General features: G+C 38.7%; 23 protein-coding genes. 7 read left to right on the top strand and 16 right to left on the bottom strand.

Going from position 1 to position 23,467, the window contains the following annotated elements:
* The first annotated feature begins 61 nt into the window (after positions 1-61).
* Positions 62-646 (top strand): thiamine phosphate synthase, encoded by a 585-nt coding sequence (locus tag B045_RS0105115; protein ID WP_018463200.1) that lies wholly within the window; start codon positions 62-64, stop codon positions 644-646.
* 225 nt (positions 647-871) lie between these two features.
* Here the strand turns inward: B045_RS0105115 and B045_RS14295 are convergent, their stop codons facing one another.
* From B045_RS14295 to B045_RS0105100, 3 genes are read right to left on the bottom strand one after another with little or no spacing between them, the layout of a single operon-like run.
* Complete coding sequence (locus B045_RS14295; RefSeq protein WP_018463199.1) at positions 872-1,369, bottom strand: TlpA family protein disulfide reductase; 498 nt, start codon at positions 1,367-1,369, stop codon at positions 872-874.
* A gap of 15 nt (positions 1,370-1,384) precedes the next feature.
* Entirely contained in the window at positions 1,385-2,824 is a 1,440-nt protein-coding gene (locus tag B045_RS0105105) for a SusD/RagB family nutrient-binding outer membrane lipoprotein (RefSeq protein WP_018463198.1), read from the bottom strand.
* A 32-nt stretch (positions 2,825-2,856) separates the two neighbouring features.
* Complete coding sequence (locus B045_RS0105100) at positions 2,857-6,099, bottom strand: SusC/RagA family TonB-linked outer membrane protein (protein WP_018463197.1); 3,243 nt, start codon at positions 6,097-6,099, stop codon at positions 2,857-2,859.
* A 600-nt stretch (positions 6,100-6,699) separates the two neighbouring features.
* Between B045_RS0105100 and B045_RS0105095 the strand changes: the two genes are divergently transcribed.
* Positions 6,700-7,176: a C-GCAxxG-C-C family protein gene (locus tag B045_RS0105095; RefSeq protein WP_026234346.1), complete on the top strand. Its 477-nt coding sequence runs from the start codon at positions 6,700-6,702 to the stop codon at positions 7,174-7,176.
* A 23-nt stretch (positions 7,177-7,199) separates the two neighbouring features.
* The gene (locus B045_RS0105090; RefSeq protein WP_018463195.1) at positions 7,200-7,901 is read left to right on the top strand and encodes an SDR family NAD(P)-dependent oxidoreductase; all 702 of its coding nucleotides are present in this window, start codon (positions 7,200-7,202) and stop codon (positions 7,899-7,901) included.
* Here the strand turns inward: B045_RS0105090 and B045_RS0105085 are convergent.
* Positions 7,885-9,318, bottom strand: coding sequence for an ATP-dependent DNA helicase (locus B045_RS0105085; RefSeq protein WP_018463194.1), 1,434 nt, complete (start codon positions 9,316-9,318; stop codon positions 7,885-7,887). The genes B045_RS0105090 and B045_RS0105085 overlap by 17 nt on opposite strands.
* 211 nt (positions 9,319-9,529) lie before the next feature.
* Between B045_RS0105085 and B045_RS0105080 the strand changes: the two genes are divergently transcribed.
* A complete protein-coding gene (locus B045_RS0105080; RefSeq protein ID WP_018463193.1) occupies positions 9,530-10,348 on the top strand; it encodes a DUF3822 family protein in 819 nt (272 codons plus the stop codon).
* Positions 10,345-10,917, top strand: a complete 573-nt coding sequence (locus B045_RS0105075; RefSeq protein ID WP_018463192.1) for an RsmD family RNA methyltransferase — start codon at positions 10,345-10,347, stop codon at positions 10,915-10,917. The genes B045_RS0105080 and B045_RS0105075 overlap by 4 nt, the downstream gene beginning before the upstream one ends.
* Here B045_RS0105075 and cls read toward each other — a convergent pair.
* The 4 genes from cls to dnaG are packed head-to-tail and all read right to left on the bottom strand — an operon-like array spanning position 10,869 to position 15,235.
* On the bottom strand, positions 10,869-12,293 hold the full coding sequence (gene cls, locus B045_RS0105070; RefSeq protein WP_026234344.1) for a cardiolipin synthase: 1,425 nt from the start codon (positions 12,291-12,293) through the stop codon (positions 10,869-10,871). The two genes, B045_RS0105075 and cls, sit on opposite strands and share 49 nt — an antisense overlap.
* Before the next feature lie 49 nt (positions 12,294-12,342).
* Entirely contained in the window at positions 12,343-12,933 is a 591-nt protein-coding gene (locus tag B045_RS0105065) for a 7-carboxy-7-deazaguanine synthase QueE (RefSeq protein ID WP_025883994.1), read from the bottom strand.
* Positions 12,917-13,252, bottom strand: coding sequence for a 6-carboxytetrahydropterin synthase QueD (queD, locus tag B045_RS0105060; protein WP_025883993.1), 336 nt, complete (start codon positions 13,250-13,252; stop codon positions 12,917-12,919). The genes B045_RS0105065 and queD overlap by 17 nt, the downstream gene beginning before the upstream one ends.
* 24 nt (positions 13,253-13,276) lie before the next feature.
* Positions 13,277-15,235 (bottom strand): DNA primase, encoded by a 1,959-nt coding sequence (gene dnaG / locus B045_RS0105055; protein WP_018463188.1) that lies wholly within the window; start codon positions 15,233-15,235, stop codon positions 13,277-13,279.
* Positions 15,236-15,499: 264 nt separating this feature from the next.
* Here dnaG and B045_RS0105050 point away from each other — a divergent pair, with 264 nt between their 5' ends.
* Positions 15,500-15,763, top strand: coding sequence for a hypothetical protein (locus tag B045_RS0105050; protein ID WP_018463187.1), 264 nt, complete (start codon positions 15,500-15,502; stop codon positions 15,761-15,763).
* A 128-nt stretch (positions 15,764-15,891) separates the two neighbouring features.
* Entirely contained in the window at positions 15,892-16,779 is an 888-nt protein-coding gene (locus B045_RS0105045; protein WP_018463186.1) for a DMT family transporter, read from the top strand.
* Between the two features lie 291 nt (positions 16,780-17,070).
* Here the strand turns inward: B045_RS0105045 and B045_RS15610 are convergent, their stop codons facing one another.
* From B045_RS15610 to B045_RS14290, 8 genes are all read right to left on the bottom strand, one after another.
* Positions 17,071-17,298 carry a hypothetical protein gene (locus tag B045_RS15610; RefSeq protein ID WP_238312171.1) on the bottom strand — a complete coding sequence of 76 codons (228 nt, stop codon included), beginning with the start codon at positions 17,296-17,298 and terminating at the stop codon, positions 17,071-17,073.
* A 231-nt stretch (positions 17,299-17,529) separates the two neighbouring features.
* Positions 17,530-17,994 (bottom strand): hypothetical protein, encoded by a 465-nt coding sequence (locus B045_RS0105035; protein ID WP_154650107.1) that lies wholly within the window; start codon positions 17,992-17,994, stop codon positions 17,530-17,532.
* 610 nt (positions 17,995-18,604) lie between these two features.
* Positions 18,605-19,045 (bottom strand): NTF2 fold immunity protein, encoded by a 441-nt coding sequence (locus tag B045_RS0105030; RefSeq protein ID WP_081618593.1) that lies wholly within the window; start codon positions 19,043-19,045, stop codon positions 18,605-18,607.
* A gap of 10 nt (positions 19,046-19,055) precedes the next feature.
* Positions 19,056-19,496: a hypothetical protein gene (locus B045_RS0105025; protein WP_018463182.1), complete on the bottom strand. Its 441-nt coding sequence runs from the start codon at positions 19,494-19,496 to the stop codon at positions 19,056-19,058.
* A gap of 111 nt (positions 19,497-19,607) precedes the next feature.
* The gene (locus B045_RS0105020; protein ID WP_155951788.1) at positions 19,608-20,072 is read right to left on the bottom strand and encodes an energy transducer TonB; all 465 of its coding nucleotides are present in this window, start codon (positions 20,070-20,072) and stop codon (positions 19,608-19,610) included.
* 614 nt (positions 20,073-20,686) lie between these two features.
* Entirely contained in the window at positions 20,687-20,794 is a 108-nt protein-coding gene (locus tag B045_RS15605) for a DUF6486 family protein (RefSeq protein WP_238312169.1), read from the bottom strand.
* A gap of 76 nt (positions 20,795-20,870) precedes the next feature.
* The gene (locus tag B045_RS0105015; RefSeq protein WP_018463180.1) at positions 20,871-21,341 is read right to left on the bottom strand and encodes an HU family DNA-binding protein; all 471 of its coding nucleotides are present in this window, start codon (positions 21,339-21,341) and stop codon (positions 20,871-20,873) included.
* Positions 21,342-22,177: 836 nt separating this feature from the next.
* Positions 22,178-23,467, bottom strand: a 1,290-nt coding sequence (locus B045_RS14290; RefSeq protein ID WP_018463178.1) for a VapE domain-containing protein, incomplete at its 5' end; no start/stop codon positions are given.

The following is a 23,467-nucleotide window of genomic DNA, read 5'->3' as shown; positions in this document are numbered from 1 at the left end:
AAATAAAAGTATACCTTTGTTGATAAAGTAGTGAGATTATAAGCAATATGATATCTTAATAATGAAAATTATAGTAATCACGACTCCTAATTTCATAAAAGGTGAAGAATCTGTTATTCCTCATCTACTGCAATTGGGTGTAGACTTAGTACACATTCGCAAGCCTAGTGCAACGCGTGAACAACTTGCGCTACTATTGGATAGTTTACCTAAATGGTGCTACGACAGATTAGTTGTACACGATTGTCTTGCACTAGCAAATGAATATCATTTACGAGGCATTCATCTGAATAGGCGAAACCATGTTATTCCCGACAACTTCAAAGGAAGCGTATCTATGTCTTGCCATAGTCTGGAAGAAGTTGACATAAAGAAAGATATGGCAGACTATGTATTCCTAAGTCCGATATTCAACAGCATTTCAAAAAGTGGTTACAATTCAGCTTTCAGCAAGGAAGAATTGCACAACGCCATGAAACAAGGAACAATAGATAATAAGGTCATTGCATTAGGAGGTGTATCAGCTGCAAATATAGATACTGTGAAAGACTTAGGATTTGGAGGAGCCGCTCTACTAGGTGATATCTGGGACAGAACTGAATCATCTGATTTCGATGAATACATAAAATCATTGATAGAAAGATAAAGAAAGGAATCGAAAACAGAAGTACAAAAGGCAACTTTATATAAGGTTATGGATAAACGACCTTTGCTGAAAAAAAAGATATAAGGACTACCATCCGGAATTACTTTACATAAAACAGAATTGAAGTACAAGCAACTGCTCGTTTTGTAAATAAAGAAAACAAAACAGCAAAAGCCTGCACTCCAATTAAAATATTTATAATATATCACTTAACATTTTGAAGATTTACTTATTCTTCAAGATGCTGTCAACTTGTGTTTTAAGATCTGTCTCATTCAGCGCTACAGCCCTAACAACACCACTAGGATCTATTAAGAATGTAGTCGGTATCCATCTAATACCAAAAGGAGGTGCACTATGACTCCATCCTTTTACGTCACTCACATTAACCCAGGAGAGCGAATACTTGCGCAAAGCATTTCTCCATGCCTCTGCTGTACGGTCTAGTGAATATCCATAGATAACGAGTTCTGGATACTCTTTAGCAATAGCCTTTACAGTTGGTATCTCTCTGCGGCAATCACCACACCAAGAAGCCCAAAAGTCTAGCAAGACCCAGTGACCACGATAATCAGAAAGTTTATATTCAACCCCCAATGTATCCTTAGAAATCACTTCGGGAGCTATGTCACCGACAACGATGCTATCGGTGAACTGCTTAGTTTGAGCATTTACGGCAAAAGAAAATGCTATTGCCCAAACAAAAATTATCAATCTATTCATACGCTATTCTGTATTTTATCTGTTTTTATTTTCCACATCAAACCACAAACGGGTTGTCAGTTCATCGGGACCCTGATGAGCTACAGCAGCCTTATAGTTGCTACCATTGAGACTTTGCTCTGTAACAGGGTAAAAGAAACGACGGGGAAGCTGTCCTTTGTCGAGAACAGAAGAAGGACCTGCCTTTAGTTTAGGATACCCCAAACGACGCCAATCTGTGAATGCATCAGAAGCTTGTCCATAATAACCTATCCATTTCTGCCATCCTATCAGTTCAGCCCAATGACTAGCATCATAGGCTACAGAAGGCTGAGCAAGATATTTATCGGCATTGGCTCCTACACCAAACTGCTGAAGAGACGCCGTGATACCTTTATTATAGAAGTCTTGCGCATCGGCATTAATGATACCTCTTGCAGCAGCCTCAGCAAAGATAAAGTTGATCTCTGAATAGGTAAAGAACACTGCTGGGGCATTATCTTTAAGAAAATAAGTACCAGGGCGAGAGAGTTTATTGAAACCCTGACTATTAGCCTGATCAGCAGAAAGTCCGTTTGCAGCTCCTTGATAAGTAGTCACAGTCGTATCAGAAGGAAGTTGAGCATATATTGGCAGACGAGGATCATTATAATCTTTAAGCTTGTCAATAAGCGTCTTTGATACGCGCTGATCATCACGTGTACTGAATGCACTTGCCCAAGGATTCCACTGAGGAGAAGAGGTGAACACAAAGTCTGCATTATCACTATTTGATGATATTAATTCTGAACGATTTGCATAAAGTTGCGAGATAATGCCAGACGATAATTCCTGGTCACGATCGGCTATCTCAAGCGCTATTCGCAGGCGAAGTGACTGTGCAAAACGTTTCCACGAAGTGATGTCACCTTTGTAGATAAGATCACCACTAACGCTTCCGTTTGTCGCTTTCAGACTATCAGTAGCCGTTTCAAGTTCACCGAGCAATCCCTTTAACACATCTTCCTGATTATCGTAAGCAGGAGTAACACTTTTAGCATATTGCGTATAAGGGATATCACCAAACAGATTAGTCAACTGTAAAAAAGTCCATGATCGCCATATCTTTGCCACAGCACGATAGTTCGCATTTCCTAAATTACTATTCTCTACAGCATTAAGGTCTGCAATAATAGTTGCATATCCGTCATCCCACACACTAGAAAAAGAACTAGTGGTGACATTATAGCAGTCTGGTTCGGTATATTGAATCTTTGCCCAATGCTGATCCCAAAGCAAAGCAGCATTGTAGTTAAGATCATTACCCATAAACCATTGAGCAGCATGATACTGCGCAGCAGAAAGCAGATAAGCAGGCTGAGGATTTTCAGTCGCATTAGGATTCTTGTTGATTTCTGCAAGTTTGTCATCGCAAGAAGTGAAAGCAAAAACTATCACCGGAAGCAATAAATATCTATATATGGTCTTGATTTTCATTTTCTTATCTTTTAAAATAATTATAAAATGTTCTAGAATTTAATCTTAAGGTTTAATCCTATCTGACGCGTTGTAGGTAGTGATAGACTCTCATATCCTTGTGCATTACCTGTTCCACGAGCAAGTTCTGGATCTACATTAGGAACATCCTTATATATAATCCATAGGTTGCGTGCTGTTAACGAGAGAGCTAAATCCTGAAGTTTAAGACGACGTACGAAAGCTTTCGGGAAAGAGTAAGAGACTACTACTTCACGGAGCTTTACATAATCTGCATTCCAAACATTAGCCTCATCAATACTATAGATACGATGATAATACTGTTCTGCTGATGCAAGTGTGCTATTTTTTTCTCCATTAGCCTTTACGCCGTCAAAGAGTATTCCATCCTGATAAACACGAGTTTTGCTTCCACTGACATTGGCATAGTATTGACCTGTAGAACTCGTGGTATAGTCGGGTGCAGAAATTTGAACATTGTTACCAGAAGCATCCTTGTAATACCAATGTCCTCCATGCTCTGCATCACGACCAGGAAGCGTACTAGCTAGTACTCCTGTGTAACGTCCTGTACTATTTGTGTTAGAATAAATCTGTCCACCAATACTTGCATCAATGAGGACACTCAAACTCCAATTTTTATAAGTGAAAGTATTATTGATACCACCCTCCCAGTCGGGCTGAAACTTACCGAGATTGGCTGATGTAGATGAAACCTTTGGTAATCCATTGTCATCTACAACAATCTTTCCAGCAGCATCACGAACATAGGTAGTTCCGAATAGTGTACCATAGTCGCCACCAACAGGTGCGATAACCTGAATACCAGGATTACCAATCTGATAGCTTGAGATGAGACCTTCTGGATCTAATTTGATAACCTTACTTTTGTTTGTTCCATAGTTAACATCAACATCCCAACGGAATTTTCCAGCGATGACTGGAGTTCCACCAACGAAAAGTTCAAAACCTCTGTTGCGAATGTGTCCAGCATTTCTAACCTGAGATGTATAACCACTAGCTGCTGTTGTAGCAAGGCGGAGTATCTGGTCACGAGAATCTGTCTGATATAACGCAGCATCGAAATGTAGTCTATTGCTGAAAAAAGCTCCTTCAAGACCTACTTCATAAGAACTGGTACGCTCTGGCTTCAGATTAGGGTTTAATCCTTGTTTACTTGATGTTTGCAAAGGATTTCCACTAAATGCTGCCTCAGAAGTATAGACTGTTGCTAACTGATAAGGATCAGCATCACTACCAACCTGAGACCAACCACCACGCAGTTTAAGATAGTTTACATTGTTACTATTAAAGCCTAGGGCCTGATCAAGAACAACGCTCGCTGTAACTGATGGATAGAAATATGAGTTATTGGCTGTAGGAAGTGTTGATGACCAATCATTACGTCCTGTAACTGTCAAGAAAGCCCAACTACGATAGTTGGCAGATGCAGAACCGTAAACACTATACTGACGCAGTTTGTAGAAGTAATTTGAGCTGACAAGTGGGTCACGTGAATTACTTAGCGTATATAGGTCGGCAACAGCCAAACGAGGAGCCTGCTGATAATTGTTTTCATATTGCTTGTTACGCACATTGAATCCAGCTAAGAAATCAAGTGAAAAATCATCATTAAGTTTCTTTGTATAGGTTGCAATAGCCTCACTGTTTTGTTCCTTCACTGTATAGGCATCCTCTGAGTAACTGCCAAAAGGAGTTCCACTTGTTCCCCAACGTATCTGAGACTTTCTGCGATCCTGATACCAGTCTGTACTCGTCTTAAGGCGGAGGTCAAGTCCATTAGCAATATGGAATGCTACGTGGAGATCGCCAATAAGACGATGACGCTCTTGCTGCTGAGTGTTATAAGTGGTTGTCCAATAAGGATTGCTATAATAGCTGGAATTCCAGTTGCGCGAATAATCTGCTTTCAAAGAGTTCATGTCTACCTGTCTTCCACTCCAAAGAAACTGAAGCATCGTCATGTTGTTACGACCAGACTGTCCTGGAATACTAGGAGCTGTATATACAATATAATTAGCTGTGGCTCCTACCGTTATAGACTTAGTTAGATTATAATCTGTGTTGAGGGTTATATTAGACTTATGAGTCTCTGAACCGGGCACAATACTCTGTTCTTTTTCAAAGTCGTAGCCCACACGAAACTGATAGTTGTCATCTGATTTTTGTATAGAGATGCCATTGTTTGTACTAAAACCTGTTCTAAAGAAATCTCTAACATTGTTAGGATGCGACACCCATGGAGTAGCAATACGATTGCCTGATGCATCAAGAGGACTGTCAAACTGTGGAATGAGAAGACCTGTGTTCATCTTCGGTCCCCAACTCTCGTCAACACCATCATTCACACCGCCTCCTTTACCATCAACGTAACTGAACTGTCCGTCAGCACCCTGTCCAAATACATTCTGATAAGTAGGGAGCGTTGCAGCAAAAGACAATTTGTTAGAACTAGTAAAAGTGACACCCAATCCCTTCTGTGATTTCCCCGTTTTTGTAGTAATGATAATAGCACCATGAGCTGCACGAGAACCATAAAGAGCCGATGCATTAGGACCTTTAAGCACTGTTATATTATCAATATCCTCAGGATTAAGATCGGCTATAGCATTTTTAAAGTCACGACCTACATTCTGAGAATTGAGTTGAGAATTATCTACAGGGATTCCATCAACAACAAATAAAGGTTGATTCTCTCCTGCTATTGATGTCTCACCACGTATAACAATACGGCTAGATCCAAGGTCACCCTGAGAGCCTGTGATACGAAGACCAGCTACCTTTCCACTGAGATTGTTAAGAAAATTATTGTCCTGTGCTCTAGTAAGGTCGGCTGCAGAAATATTCTGTGCACTGTAACCAATAGCTTTCTTGGCTTTTGATATACCAAGAGCTGTCACAACAACCTCATCAAGTCCACGAAAGTCTTCTGTTAGATGAATGTCTAGATTACTATTGCTAACCTTGGAAACATTAATCTCTTCTTTTTTATAGCCAATATAACTTATAACAAGCGTTGAAGGGAAGTTATTTACATTGATAGAGAACTTACCATCTTCATCGCTTACGGCGACAGCTTTGCCGTCAGACGTTGTTCTAAGACTAATAGATGCGCCAATAATCGGTTCACCTGTATTCTTATCTGTTACTGTGCCATGTAGTGTTTGAGCCAAAGCATGACCAGCTAACACAAAGAGTACAAGTAGGGTTAGAGCGTATCTTCGTGATACACACAAATTTATATTTATCTTCATAATTTCTATACAATTAAAATTACATCGGGAGCCAACATAATGACTAGTAAATCGTTCCCAACTATATTTGGAATTTTGTTAATTCAATAAGTAAATGGTGATCCATCAACATAGATTCTTACAATCTGATCTGTTATGGGTGATACAATAGCTAATAATCTGAAAACCTCTTTTTACTACATTACTTATTATTCTCATTTTGTCCCTTATATATATAGTATACAATATTTAAAAACTTTCAAACGTGTAGACGGACAAAATCTTTTTTGTGTCAGTCTCTTATTTAATAGAAATCGTGCAACATCGGTTGCACATTCGAATCATGTTATTTGTATTCATAATTTTAATTTTCAATTACAATAAATTTATTAATTTTCACAGTTGCAAAGTTAGGACGTTTTTCCTTTGTAAACAATACCTTCCGTGTGGTATATTAATAACACAAATACGTCATACCTATCTACCATATAAATGGTATACAGAGAAATTGCAACAAAGAAATTGTATTTAAAGCAAAATATTGTAACTTTGCCATCAGTAGTCCAAATAAGATATTTTGATCGTGATTTCAACGAACACAATAAAAGCAAAAATAGAAAGATGGAAAAAGAACTTGAAGATAGAGTACAAAAGGCGATAGATAACTTTATGCAAGGTTACGGATGCTGCCAAAGTGTTGTAGTTGCCTTTGCAGATATATATGGTCTTGACGATATCACAGCAAAGAAGATCTCTGCTGGATTTGGAGGAGGTGTAGGAAGATTGAGAATGATGTGCGGTGCAGTATCGGGAATGGTTATTCTTGCCGGACTTGATTGCGGACAAACTGAAGGCTCAGACAGAGAAGGAAAGTCGGCTTGCTACAAAGTTGTTCAAGAACTGTTGGCTAAATTCAAAGAACGTAACGGTTCAGTTATATGTGCAGACCTGCTGAAACTCAACAAGGAAGATGCAGCTCATTCCAATTACGAGGCATCTGAACGCACAGCAGAGTACTACAAAAAGCGTCCATGTGTGAGAAAAGTTGAAAGTGCTGCAATCATTTTCGCTGAGTATCTTGACGGAAAAAGAAACTAACATATAATATAAATATCATCAATATGAATAAAGTTCTTATTACAGGTGCCAACAAAGGCATTGGATTCGGAATTAGTAAACATTTAGCTTTGAAAGGATGGCATATACTTGTGGGTGCCAGAAACAAGGAGAGAGCAGAGAAAGCCATTCAGGAATTAAAGGATCTTGGAGCAAAAGATGCAGAATGGGTGAATATAAATCTGTCTGACTTGAAGTCTCTTGACGATTCTATAGCAGAGATAAAGCGTAATCATCCTGACTTGTCTATGCTAATAAACAATGCTGGCATACCTGGAGACATGGCTTGCGCTAGCTATGACTCAGACATAAAAGATATTATTGAAACCGTTCAGGTGAATTATATAGGAACATATTATCTTACGAAAGGACTTGTTCCTACAATCGCAGACAATAAAGGAAGAATTGTGAATGTAACAGTTCCAGTAAGCGTGAATCCATATTGGAATCCTTTGGCTTATAAGGCTAGTAAAGCTGCACAAAACGTGATGACAGAGACGTTTGCATTCGACTTTGATAAAAATAAAGTTCCTGTAGAAATCTATTGTGTTCATCCTGGACCTACAACAACAGATCTTAACGGAAAAATGCGTTTACCTGGATTTCATGAGCCAGACCTTGTAGGCGAAAAGATTGTAGACATTATCTACGATGGAAAGCGTCATCAGGGAGAGTTTATCGAAATATACCCTATTGTTGAGGAATAGACGCTGTTTGCGTCTTTGGCCAATTCACTAGAAACAATTTATCTGTAGCTCGTGTAAAGGCAGTATATAACCAATGGATATAGTCTGGTGTCAACATTTCATCAGTCATATATCCTTGGTCTAGATATACATGTGCCCATTGTCCACCTTGTGCCTTATGGCATGTTATTGCATAAGCATATTTAATCTGCAATGCATTGAAATAATCATCTTGTTTCAGCTTCATCATTCTGTCACGCTTCAGCGGAATATCTGCATAGTCTTCCATCACTTGCTCATAAAGTTTTTCGCTCTGTTCATGAGTCAGTGCCGGAGCTTCAGACATCAACGTGTCTAGAATTACGATCTGTTCCATTTCGTAATTGTCATAATCTGGAAAAGACAGCATCACGTTAGCAAAGCTGAAACCATACAGTTCGCGTATATTCCTCACTCTTATCACTTTCACTCTATCGCCATTTGCTATGAACGATAATTGACGTTCGTTTGTTTCCAGATACTTATTCTTCACCACCATAAGCATATCTCCGGAGCAAAGCATTTCTTCTCTGTCCAGAATAGTGTTTCTTATGCCCTGATTATATATATTTGCACGTTTGTTACTTCGCGTAACAACCATTGTCTCATCAATACCAACATCAGAGTAGCTTGAACTTATGCTTTCAACAAGTTCATTTCCTGGCATCATCACAATATCAGCAAAACCCGTAAAAGTAATTTTTGGTAATTCAGTAGCCTCGTCATGCGTTATCATCTGCCTTATCATGGTGGCATTATATAATATACCGCTATCCTTACTCTGTCTCAGCACCTCATTTAAGTCACATTCATATACCGTTATCCCATAGCCTTCAAGCAGAAGTCGATTAAGAGCTGGTGCTTCATCCTCGCCAACAGGTGGCAACTGAGCCTTATCTCCTACAAGCATCATACGGCAGTTGTCACCCTGATATACATATTGTATAAGATCAGACAACAAGTCTCCCGAACCGAAATCACCATTAAGAGAACCGTTTCCGCTACCTATCATTGATGCCTCATCAATCATGAACAAAGTATTCTTGTGCATATTGTCATTCAGATTAAACTTACCGTCAATACCTGAATAACTTTTCTCGCGATAAATCTTCCTATGAATCGTAAAGGCTGGCATACCGCTGTTCAATGAGAATACCTTTGCTGCCCTACCCGTTGGAGCCATAAGTAGCAGTTTCTGTCCCAATCTAGTAAAAGTGCGAACCATTGCACCTGCAAGCGAAGTCTTACCTGTTCCAGCCGAACCGCGCATAATCATAACGCAATGCTGACTGCGATCTGAAAGAAAGCGGGCAAACGTATCAAGAGCATTCATCTGATCCTCTGTAGGCTTGAATCCGAACTCTATAACTATTTGATTTATAAATTCCTTTGTGCTCAATGCTATGTAGTAAAAACTTTTTTGTAACTTTGCAGCACAAAGATAGATATAATAATCGGAATGAAATTAAAAATCACTAATAATTTAATTCTATCCTTATGTATGCTTTCCCTCGTTGTGATATGTTTCCTCTGTATTAACACTACAGTGATTTTTTAAAGAAGCAGCACGAATGAGATTTGACATTGAACAAATAAAACAGATATAAATTATGACAGACGAAACATGCAATAAACCTCTAACTCTACCAAGAGTTACGCTACGAATAGCGCGCAATTCTATGTCGTTTGCAATCGTAGACAGCACAGCCATCAATGGACTGGCTTATGATCCGTATGTTGTAAGAAGTGGAATGTCTATGGCAGCCAATCTCAGAGAGGCTTTCACCAATAGTCCTATTCTAAGTCAGGGATTTCAACGTGCGCAAGTACTTATAGACACTCCCGTGATGCTCATTCCACTTGAGGAATTTGATGATGAAGATTCCGAATTGCTGTTTCGCCACACTTTCACTGGTCATGAATCAGACGAAATTCTTAACACCGTCTTGCCTATGCAGAATGCTGTAGCTGTATATCCTATAAACAAAGATATCAAACTAGTGCTTACTGATCATTTCAGCGATATAAAGATTCTGCCACTTATGCAACCTGTCTGGAACTATATGCACAAGCGCAGCTTTACCGGAGTGAGAAAGAAACTTTATGCTTATTTCAGAGGTAAGCAACTCGATCTGTTCAGCTTTGCACAAAACAGATTCACTTTCTGCAACAGCTATGACATCATGAGCCACAAAGACGCATCCTATTTCATACTTTACGTATGGAAACAGTTGGGACTAGACAATCGTGAAGACGAATTATATCTTAGTGGAAACATTCCAGACAAAGAGGAACTTACCACTGAACTAAAACAATACGTACAAAAAATATATGCCGTAAACCCTACGGCAGAATTCAATCGCGCCCCTATTACACAGATAAAGGGACTGCAATTTGATTTAATGACTTTATTTTTAAAAGGAAGATGAGAATAATTACAGGTAAATATAAAGGACGCCGTTTCGACATTCCACGCACGTTCAAGGCTCGCCCTACAACTGACTTCGCAAAAGAAAACATATTCAATGTGCTACAGGGATATATTGACTTTGAAGATGCAAGCGCACTAGATCTTTTTGCTGGTACGGGAAGTATTTCTCTCGAACTTGCAAGCAGAGGATGCAAACAGGTTATCAGCGTTGAAGCCGACCGTGAACATTCAAGTTTTATACGTCAATGCTTCGCTAAACTTAATGAGGATAATGATATTCTTGTTCGTGGGGATGTGTTTAGATTTCTGAGATGTTGCCACCAGCAGTTCGACTTTATATTCGCCGATCCACCCTACGCACTCAAGGAATTACCAACAATACCAGACTTGATATTGAAAGGCAATCTGCTGAAAGAAGACGGATTACTTGTCTTTGAACACGGAAAGCAATATGATTTCTCAGAGAATCCTTACTTCGTTGAACATAGAAGTTACGGAAGCGTGAACTTCAGTATATTTCACAAGAGCGGACTCAAAAGTCTTACAAGCGATTCCCAAAGTCTCTGAATAAATGAGCGATGAGTGAAATCGCGAACTTCTTCTATGTCAATGCAATGTTCTTCGTCTTCAAGATATATATTCTTTATTCTTAAAGCCATTTCAGTGTCATAGAAGAACATGTTTGATTCAAAATTATTCTCAAAACTTCTGAAGTCGATATTCGTGCTTCCGCAGGTAGAGATATAATCATCGCTCACCATAATCTTGGAATGATTGAATCCAGGTTTGTATAGGTAGACTTTCACGCCAGCCTCTACAACCTCTCCAAGATATGACTTGCATGCCCATTCCAAAATTTTGGAATCACCATGCATCGGCACCATTAACCTCACATCTACACCTGACAAAGCTGCCGTGCGCATAGCAAATAATATTGGTTCTGTTGGCAGAAAGTAAGGTGTCTCCATATAAACATACTTCTTTGCCTCAAGCAATATCTTCACATATCCTTGCATAATGTCTGGCCAAGGCTGAATAGGACTGCTTGTCACCAATTGGGCTAAACAATTGTTTTCCGCAAGATGGGTGTTATCCGGATAATATCTATGGTCGGTTATCAATGTTCGGTCTACGAAATACCAATCGATAAGGAAAGCACGCTGCAATGCATAAACAGCTCCACCCACAATGCGCAGATGAGTATCACGCCAAGGACGGTCGCCATCACCTTTTATATATCTCATGGCGATATTCATACCACCGATGAAACCTACTTCACCGTCAATAATACATATTTTGCGGTGATTGCGATAGTTCACTTTTCCTGTGAGTGCAGGGAATTTTACAGGCATAAACGGCTGCACTTTCACTCCTTCCTTCCTCATTCTGTCAAAGAATTTATCTTTAACTCTCCAGCAGCCCACATCATCATATATAAAGCGTACCTCTACGCCCTGTCTTGCCTTGTCAATAAGTGCATCGCATATAAGCCTTCCTAATGGGTCGTTGTCTATGATATAAGTATCTATATGAATATGGTCCTGCGCTCGCCCTATATCCCTTAGCAGAGCAAGGAATAAATCATATCCGTCTGTATATATGTCTACTGAATTATCCTTAAATGGAAAAGCCATACTCTGGTTTGCAAACAGCTTTAGCAATGATCTTGATTTTTCAGGAAGATGCAGATTGCGCTGTTCGGCAAATTCAAGCATACTTCGCTTAGTCAATTCGTCAAGACTTCGCTGACTTATAATTCTTTCTTTTCTGAAATTCTGTCCGAAAAAGAAGTAGATAATGATTCCAACCGCTGGAATAAACGACAACACCATCACCCACGCAACGGTCTTTGCAGGCTGGCGATTGTCCATCAATACCGCTATCATCGTGAGAATGACAACAATAAGATACACCGTTATTACTATCCAATGGAAATATATCATTACTTATTCTATTCTTCAGGTAATATTATTAAATCAGTTAAATTTCGTATTACTTAAATCCAATCAGCTTATGAGTCTGAAGACTCAATCTCCATTTCGGATGTCGCTTTATGTATTCTATACAGATAGTAGTGATTTCAGAATTACGCATAAGATCACCCGTATCACAAGGTTGCAGATAGTAATAATCAGCTTCTATGTCAAATGTGTCTGTAAGCATTCGCTCATCAAAAATACATTTCAACTCATTGCATTTCTTAACCTTGACATTTGTCTTTGGCGAAACAGTAAACCAGTCAAGATTTACTGGTGGTTCCTTTGTCCCGTTTGATTCCATTGCCACTTTATAGCCTAGTTCATGGAAAGCTGAAATAAATTCCTCGTCAACCTGCAATGTTGGTTCGCCTCCTGTCAATACGATGAGTGGGCGTTCACTACCGTTACATTCATCCGTTAATTGCTTCACGCTATCCAGAATATCGTCTAAAGTCATTTCTTTATACTCCGAGAAGTCGGTATCGCAGAATGAACATTTCAGATTGCAGCCACTGAATCTTATGAATACGGCTGCCATTCCAGAGTTTCTACCCTCACCCTGAAGCGAATAAAATATATCGTTAACTCTATACATCCTCTTCATAAATAGCTATGTTTCCGTCACTTTCCTGAACAGAGGCTTTGTAGCATGTAGGTATCTGTTCGGTAATCCATCGTGCTATATTCTCGGCAGTGGGATTAAACGGCAGCACTTTGTTCAAGTCTGCATGATCCAGTCTGCCATGAATAAGATGCTTTATCTCACTGAAGTCAGCAACCATTCCATCACAGTTAAGGGTCTTCGACTTGCAATATACCGTCACGTGCCAGTTGTGTCCATGCACATTGGTACACTTACTCTCATAAGAAAGAGTAAGATGATGTGAGGCTGATATTTCAAAACTTTTCTGTATGTAATACATAAAATTGATTTTATTTACTTGTTGTTATACTATTATATTATTTCCCAGTTGACGTGCCAGAGCATTTCTCATTTCTGTCATGTCCTTATATTCAGCCATAAGCTTGAAAAGGGTTTCCGAGTCAGACGAAGACTTTGATATTTGCTTTTTCAGGTCCCTTAAATGCTGCTCCACATAGTCCATACGGAAATCAAGCAGCAAGTGTTCAATCCTGGTACGCAGACTTTCGTCATCATCCTTTGTCTGTTGACTTTCAGATAATTTGAATCGTTCCTCTGTCATGTTTATGGCGATCTGACTTATCTTGATGTCGTGATGATGCACGAAGTATGGTTCTGTCTTAAACGTTCTATCCTCGCAGTGTTCCACCGCCTCGTTTAGTATATCGTTATACGTTGGGTCATTGAAAGAAAGTTCATCTGCAGAAAGACTCAAGTTAATGTATTCAGCCACAGACAAATCGAAAACATTTCCGTTTTCATCCTCTACATCATTAAACACCACTCTGTCTCCATACTTTATCACAAGTTGTATCATGAGTTGTTCCACCTGTGTTGAAGCGACTGCCAACTGTGACGTTCCTGCCACATTCTGTGCATTTGCAGCATATCCAGGCTGTGCAGTATTTGTTTCCTGTTGTGGCATATTAGAGTTTCTCATTACTCCGCTCTCCTTTCGTTCACGGATCATGTTATTCATCTGATTAATCAGTGTAGCCTCGTTTATACCTATTTGCTGCGAACAGTCGTGCAGATATGTATCTCTCAATATCGGGTTTTGCACCATTGAAATACTTGCCACGATTGAGTTTATAGCCTCCGAGCGTTTCAATGGATCGTTTTGTCCATCAAGCAGCAATGAAGTCTTGAATCTTATAAAGTCGGTAGAGTTGTCTTCAATATATTTCTTTAATTCATCTGCTGTATGCTTTCTTGCGAAACTATCTGGATCATCATTATCTGGCAACAACAATACTTTCAGGTTCATTCCTTCAAGCAACAACATATCAGTACCTCTCAATGCTGCATGAATACCAGCAGCATCTCCGTCATAGAGCAATGTAATGTTGCTAGTGAAACGATGAAGCGTATGAATCTGCTGAATGCTTAAAGCCGTACCAGAGTTTGCTACCACATTTTCAATGCCAGATTGATGCATTGAAATAACGTCAGCCTGTCCTTCTACAAGATATACTCTGTCTTCTTTGGCTATCGCCTTCTTAGCTTGGTATATACCATAAAGTTCATTACTCTTGTGATATATTTCTGAATCAGGCGAATTAACGTATTTCTGGTTCACTCCCTTCGTTCTGCTATCAAGTACACGGGCTGTAAATCCAACCACTCTTCCGCTAGAACTGATCCAAGGAAAAATTACTCTTCCAGAATATCTATCTACAATTTCTCCACGATCGCTTTTATAGCAAATCGCTGTTTTCAGCAAATACTCCTCTTTATATCCCTTAGCAAGGGCAGCTCTTGCAAGTGCCAACCTATCTGTAAGGTCAAAACCTAATTGAAACTTCTTGATGATGTCATCACGAAATCCACGACTTCTGAAATACTGCATACCCACAGCCACACCGTCAACATTATTGTGCAGCAAGTTTTGAAAGTATTCGTTAGCCCATTCATTCATGATAAACATACTCTCGCGTGCGCTCTGTTCTTCCTTCTCCTGGTCGGATAGTTCGCGTTCGTGTATTTCTATGTTATACTTATTAGCCAACCATCTCAATGCCTCTGGGTAAGTCATCTGCTCATGCTCCATAATGAAACTGATAGGGTTTCCACCCTTACCACATCCGAAACAATGGCAAGTACCTCTTGCAGGCGAAACGTAGAAAGAAGGAGTCTTCTCGTTATGAAAAGGGCACAACCCCTTATAGTTACTGCCGCTCTTGCGCAGTGTAACAAATTCCGAGACAACATCCACAATATTGGATGCATCCTTAATCTTCTCAACTGTTAGTCTGTCTATCATAGATAACGCAAAGGTAGCATTTTTTTTGAATACAAAATAATATTTTAAAGGCAAAGTTGATTAAGAAACTAGTTCTTAGCCTATTTTGTTTATATTATAAAGTTTGAGAACATAAACACTCTTGGTTAAGAAGTACAGATATAACAAATAAAATTAATATTAAAATTCATATTTTTATTCATAATTACTTTGTTATTACGAAAAAGCGTTATATATTTGCATACAGATGTATAACACATGTATAACATATAGATAACATTAAATATGGAAGCAGAAATTTCAACTAACAAAAGACAGACCGCATTCAGACTTAATGAAGGCTTGATTGAAGCATTGAAAATTAAGGCAAGACATGCAAACAGAAGTCTCAACAACTACGTAGAGAGCATTCTGCTTGATGCTGTATATAATACGCCAAATGAGGAAACACGTCAAGCTATTGAAGAGGCTCGCTCTGGTAAATCAGCAGGCAAACTTGATATGTCAAATTACGATGCATTTCTGAAATCTCTCAATGCCATTAAGTGATGAAGGAGACTTTACATTAATACATTCATTATGCGGCATTGTGGTAAAAGTATGAGATAAACTCAATATCATATAAAAAGATAGAAATAAAAACTGTACCTTTGCGGCAACATTAACAAATTGTATTGATGGAAAGTAAATCGCCACGATTAGGTCATATTATAGCCATAGCAACAGTATTATGTTGGGGTGGCACATTTATAAACACGAAAGTTTTACTGCTTGGCGGACTGCAACCACAGGAAATATTTGTAATACGCTTTTTTCTTGCTTATATAAGTATCTGGTTTATATCACCACATAAACTGATGTGCGACAACTGGAAAGACGAAGCTTTAATGATTCTGCTTGGAATATCTGGAGGTTCGATGTATTTTCTTTCAGAGAATATGGCTGTAGGCATCACCTATGTCAACAACGTTGCGTTCATTGTTTGTACGGCTCCGCTTATCACGACATGTATCGCCATTGCAATGGTTAAGAGTGTGAAGGCTTCTCCACGACTAATCATCGGTTCACTAACCGCCTTAATGGGTGTTGGCGTAGTTATTTTCAATGGTCATTTCGTACTACATCTTAATCCTCTTGGCGACATTCTTGCTCTCACAGCAGCCTTCTGTTGGGCTATATACAGTATTCTTATGAAAAGGGCATCATCAAGATATGGTTCTATTTTTATCACAAGAAAAGTGTTTTTCTATGGTCTAGTAACGATCCTACCAGTATTCATCTTCAAGCCATGGAACTTTCCACTATCAGGTCTTGCCAGACCAGAGATATGGATGAATCTTTTATTTTTAGGTTTCGTCGCATCCTTCGTTTGTTTCATGCTATGGAGTTGGGCAATCGGACAGATTGGCGCAATGAAAACATCAAATTATGTTTATCTTAATCCTATAACGACCGTTATAGTAAGTGCCCTATTCCTTAATGAGCCAATGACAACCATGGCATATATTGGTAGTGCCCTCATTCTAGCAGGCGTATATATAGCTAATAAAGCCAAAGGAATATAAACATGATTGGGATTATTCTCACGCAGATCCAAACAGACACCCCCCAATAACTTCAAAATGCAGTTCTCTGCGAAATAATGCAGCCCCGCTGCATTCGTCTGCGTAATCTGCGCTATCTGCGGGAGAATAACACGCAAGCGTACTCAATCTATATGCACAAAGGAACCCCAATAAGTCTCCCGCTGATCTCGAAGTTCTTATTTATAGGTTGTGCAAGTCGAACACAACACAAGATTAATTCATTTGTTTACGGCATTAATCCCATAACATTACAACAGCATCTATAATTCTCTATTTATTACGATACTCATATAATCCTCCAACCTGTATTTTTTTTATTCGATAAGATTTATCATAATAAACAACAAACTTTAATTCATCATAGCAATTATTCCATATATATTTAGTTGTAGCTGAATAAAGACTATCATTTTCTGGACGGATCCATGTAGATGTTTTTACATGTCTAACATTATGTACTTTCTGATAATAACGATAACTAGTGTCTTTTAATGACATTTGTAGACGATTATTTTCATCAAAGTATTCCCCGTTTCTTTTCTTCCATATTGTAGAAGTAGTCTCCCCTGTATTGCTAATTTTACTTAAAATGATTTTATTACCACAATATTCAACTTGATATTTATATGGCGGATGTAGCTTATAAATACTATTGTTTCTTTTGCAGGAACTCAACAAAACGACAATACACAATATTAAAAATATTTTAATCTTTATATTCTTCATAATCTACTTTTTAAGCATAAAATCACATGCAAACTTATCTTGAAACTTAATTATTCGATAAGATTTATCATAATAAATAGCATTATGCAGTTCCCAATGATGTGGTGCCACTTCTAAATATGTTTTATACGAATATAAATTTTTACCTTCTTTACGAATCATGGACACTCCTTTAATTGGTGATTCACTATACATTAGTGTGGAAAAATATTCTGTATGTTCTTCTGTTGACATCATTAACTCTCCATTAGAATAGTACTGTCCCTTCTTTTTCACCCATATATAAGAACGATTCTCACTGGGATCATTAAGACTTATATCTGTTAATTTGATTGTGTCTTTCATATACTCCACTTTAGTTTCGTAGGGATGATCTACTACAAATTCTGAGACATCTTTATTTTTCCCACAAGAGCTTAGCAAAAGCAGTAAAAGGGACACATATATACATTTTATTTTACTGTCCATGAAGTACATTTTCGTGATTGTTTTTAATTCCATCATTAAAGTCTTTTATATATTCAGTGGTTCTTTATGAACTGATTTATTAATTGATTATAATTCTTAGTAAGCTTTTTTTGTACAACACAAAATTAGACTATAAATTATATATCTATGCCCTATTTTCCTACTGATTACACTGCTATATATAGTGCAATCTGCCACTATCATATCAAGTTAACATATCAAGAATAACGACATTCAGCCATTCATGATTATTGATTATCAGTTTCCTTTATGTCATAGTGCAAAGATACTATTATTATGTCAGAATTCAAATATATGATAACAATAAATGTGACATTCTCAGAGTAGTAATATAGTATACACAGTAGCGTAGATTACTTTTATCCCAATAAGTCTCCCGCTGATCTCGCTGATTTACGCAGGCAAACCCCAAAACAACACTAACTACAAACTGGCTTTCTCTGCGATATAATGCAGCTTGCTGCATTCTCTGCGCTATCTGCGAGAGAATAACACGCAAGAGTACTCAATCTATATGCACAAAGGAACCCCTATGTCTCTCGCTGATTACGCAAATTTACGCAGAGAAATACAATTGCGGGAAACCATATTATATTTCTGCGCTCAAGTTTACGATATGACCATCACGTTTATCAATTGCAATATTATAACATGTCGTAAACATATCCCTACTATATGCTGCATCAACACTCCAGACATTACCATCTTGTAATTGTATAGTACAAGGTATGGAATAATCTATATTATCTTCTCTACCATATGTAGCACGCAATATAGCTTTAGCTATAATATAAGCAGTAGCGGCATCTGGTACCACACCAAATTTATTAACCTCTTTGATGCTAGTAAAATGATGATATTGTAGTTTTTCAGGAGGAAATCCTGTTTTTATCTTTCCCACATAGTCATATTTTTTTATTTTGGGTGCTTCAGGCTTAGCTGAGAGAAGATACCTCCCTATAACTATTCCACATACCAATATAGCCAAAAATATAGGAACTTTCACAAATAAAGATTTAGTTTTCATCATAAGCTATTTTTTATTTTTCTACGAACAAACTATCAATGCTACCATTACGTTTATCAATTCTAATATTGTAAAAAAGCAAAAGTGGTGTTTTTAGTGATTGCGCCTCTATACTCCATATATAACCATCTTGTAATTCTATCCTAAAAGGCGTGGAATAATTTATCTTATCTTTACCAAATGTACGAATAAATATTGCATTACTTATTTCATAAGCAGTAGCAACATTTGGCACCCCACCAAGTTTATTAAAAATGTCAGAACGACTAATACGATGAACTAGTGGTGGCATAGGGGTTTTACATCCCGTATTAATCTCTCCATAATATACATATTTTGTAATCTTGGGCGTTTTGGGCTTAGTTGAGGGAAGAAACTTGCCGATAAGTATTCCACATGCCAATACAACCAAAGATATGGCAACATTCAATAATAAAGATTTTGTTTTTATCATAAGCTATTTTGTTTGTATTTTTAAGCTGTTCACTACTTGTAGAAATATACGTGTTATTCTTAATAGAGAGCATTAAAACCGTTATATTTATGTTCATTTCTACATTAATCTTTAATGGATATAGGCGTTAAAGTAAAGTCTGCATCTAACTGTTTTACCATCTTTTGAACCAGGTTTCCATTTTCCCATATTATTTATGATTTTTCTTAACTGACTGGAATATCTCGATTGCTTTGGTGTTTTTATTATAATATTTGAAACACGTCCGTCTTTTTCGACTACAAAACTCATTATTATATGAAAAGGATAAAAATCTTTATTAGCCTTTTTCATAAATTGTTTTTGTAGATATTCAGGATATGCAATCCCTTCCTTGGAAAAATAAGGAAGTGTATCAGGCTGTTCACATATGGTTGAGTCTTTAGTGCTCCCAATCATTATATCATGATGAACGCCATAAATTGGTAAAACGAAGAAATACAACACCATTGCCAAAAATGTTATATGCATTTTTTCATGATTTATAATTCTAACATGAATCTTTATTTGTCTGGTGTGTAAGTAGAACTGTTTCATGGTCATTTTAATTTCAGATATTTATCTCATCTGAGAATAACTTCTAAACGCAAAGTTACATAATTTTAATCTACTACCAAATTTTATCACTAATTATTTACACACTGATTCACGCTGATAATATACAATAACTTTAAAATACAAACATTTGCGAATAAATGCAGCAAAGCTGCATTCCTCTTCGTCATCTGCGCTATCTGCGGGAGAATACACATCCAAACTTACTCAATCTATATACACAGAAGAAGCCCCAGTATCTCTCGCAGATTACGCAGATAATCGCAGACAAACCCCAAAACAACAAAACAACATTAACCTCACCTAACTGTCTTTCTCTGCGAAATAATGCAGCCCCGCTGCATTCGTCTGCGTAATCTGCGTAATCTGCGGGAGAATATTCACGTAAGAGTACTCAATCTATCTGCGAGAAAACAAACAACACATTATCTACGAGACCCCATAAACGATTAAGAGGGATGCGCTTTAGCGCATCCCTCTCTTGTTATCCTGCAATCCATACCGTGCAGCTAAGTAGCGCTGTGAGCGCTGCAATTAACCATATCAAGTTGGTTATAATTTTAATTAAGTCGTTGAAATCGTGATAGCTCACTTGGCTATTCCTGTGTTTCATTCTGTTGCGTTCCGAGCAACCCTAGAAGACTTGAAGCGATAGCGATTACTATCTTGATTATCCATGAAATGTTTACTTTGTTCTTTTCCATTTTGTTCTGTTTTTAATTCGTTGTTTGTGTGTTAAAACAAATCCCCCTCTGATGCGCAGCAGAGGGGGAACGATGTTTAAGGCTTTACTACTCCGCCGTTTGGATCACCTGCAGCTGATGCAGTNTTGATTTTGTTGTACTCTGCGTACTCCTTCATCTTCGTACCAGTTACCAATGCCTTTGTGCGTGTCTTTGAACCTGCGTCTACATGTGCCTCTGGACAGAAGCGGATGTTNACCTTTTTGATNTTCTTGGCTGGTGAGAACTCCTTAACGCTATCTGCGCCAACACACNTTAGTGTGAGTTTGAATGAACCTAGCCCTGCGATCTTTACGACCTTTGATTCCTGAAGTTCGGCAGTCATCACCTCGGCAAGTTCTGTGAGTACCGCTAGCACATCACTCTTTTTAACTGAGCAGTTTGCCTGAATCTTTCCTGCCATGTCATCAAGTTGAGCTATTCCGAGATAGACGGCACGAGCGTAAAACTTGTTATAGGTTTTCAGATTCTTTTTGTTTTTGTTCATGTAAATTTTGTAATTCAGCATGTTTCTTTTTCCTTTCGTTTTAAATTGTTTTTTTACTGTTTGAGACTTGCTGAAAGCATCACACCTATAATGTTCCTCCTTTCATTAAGCCCAGTCACCTGATTTTCAAATGACAGGGGCAAAAATTCTGCAAACGAGAGCAAAATCATCAAGCTAGCTTGAATGTTTTGCCGAGCGCCGCTGAATTTTATGCAAAAGTACTCGTATTTTTTCATGCGTGCAATGAAATCATGTATGCCGTGTTAGCCAAAGTTTCATCAGTCCTATTTCACATGAACGACCTATTCTCCCGCAGATCTCGCAGATTTACGCAGACGAAACCCAAAACAACATTAACCTCACAACCTCACCAAACTGTCTTTCTCTGCGATATAATGCAGCTTTGCTGCATTCGTCTGCGCTATCTGCGGGAGAATAACACGCAAGAGTACTCAAGTTATTGCGCAACTGAAACCCCAATGTCTCTCGCAGATCACGCTGATAATCGCAGACAAAACACAAAAACCACATTAACTACCAAACTGTCTTTCTCTGCGTAATAATGCAGCTTGCTGCATTCCTCTCTGCGTGATCTGCGTAATCTGCGGGAGAATATTCACGCAAGAGTACTCAAACTATCGGCACAAAGAAACCCCAATGTGCCTCCCGCAGATCTCGCAGATTTACGCAGACAAACCACAAGAACAACATCTCCCGCTGATTAATCAACTCCCCCCTAGCCCATTCAACCCATCTTTAACACCCATCCTCGCGCGCACGCACATAGAGTTTTTCAAAAATGCCAGTGTCGTAGTGTCTATGTTCTGATTATCAGTATGTTGCATCCCCTATCTGCATTATTCAAGTGTCACCACTGTGTCATTTGTCGCAACATCATATCGGCGGGACTTTCCCCTTGTCAACTTGAACTTGTTGCGTGTCACAATATGCCCCACACGCATGATGTTACTGTTGTTGATGCTGATGTTATGATACTTCATCTTCATCCGCTGCACAATCTCCGTTGCCGTAAGTCGCAAAGCCTTTTCATCCTTGGACGGACGATGGAACATCTCGAAGAAGATGTCGTCCATGCAGTCAATCTGTAGGAAGTCGGCATTGTCAATCTGAATCTTATGTTCCGTCTCGTTGTCGAAATAGGTCCTCGCTCCCGATTTCACTTCCGCTACTGCCTGAGCATACATCTGTTCGTAGTTCACCGCCGTGCTTGTGTCTATGCGCTCCTTGACTCTGATGCACATGTATCGTCGTGAACCGGTGTAGTCTATCAATGGTTGGGGATTATTGGTCGTAGCGATGAAGGCTGCATATCGCTTGTGCTGCTGCGTGATGCTCTCATAGAGATTGCGATATTTCACGTCCACCGCCTGCAACATGTACTTCAAAAACGCTGTCTGACGTTTTGAAATACTGTCATATTCATCTATGTTTATCAGTATGAAACGACTCAAAGCCTTCATTGCGTCCTCTTTCTTCGTGAAATCCACCCTGTCAGTGAAATAAATCTGCTGCTCTTCGGGAATGATCATTCTGCAAAACGTTGACTTTCCATCGCCCTGCTCACCTACAAGCAGCGGAACAAGTGAATTACCGTGCATGGAGTTTGTGCGCATCCACTGACTTACCATACCGATAAACCACAAGTGGAAGTTCTTCACCCAGTCCTGATTGTCCGTTTTCACCCTCTCGGCAAACTTATCAATACGGTCCTCTCCGTCCCATTTGGGCAGATACGATATCCAGTCGGCAATCGGGTCGTATTCCTCTGTGAACGATGATTCAATAAATCGCTTCACATCCTTGTCCCACGCATCTATTCCTTCAGCCTTTGCATTGATCGTAATAGTGTTGAGCACCTCTTTCGTGACCGATTTCCACGAGAAGAGAAAACTGTCTCGCTCTCTATATTCGCAGTCGTTAGTGATTTCATTCTTTCTGAAGGCATATCTCACGTTAAGAAACGTGCGCAGTCTTTCAATATCTATCGTCATCTTCGGTACGGCACATTCCGATTTCGGCGCACTCGTGTCATAAACATTGCGGAAACAGTTGCGCACGATATACTCAAAGTTGCAATACGGAGCATGGCGCATGAGCCGCTTGATGCAGAACTCCTCTTCAAGTCC

This window comes from Segatella paludivivens DSM 17968 = JCM 13650, from assembly GCF_000373185.1.
Classification (GTDB): Bacteria; Bacteroidota; Bacteroidia; order Bacteroidales; family Bacteroidaceae; genus Prevotella; species Prevotella paludivivens.
The sequence above is the reverse complement of the archived record's forward strand: the minus strand, read 5'-3'. Positions and strand labels throughout refer to the sequence as shown.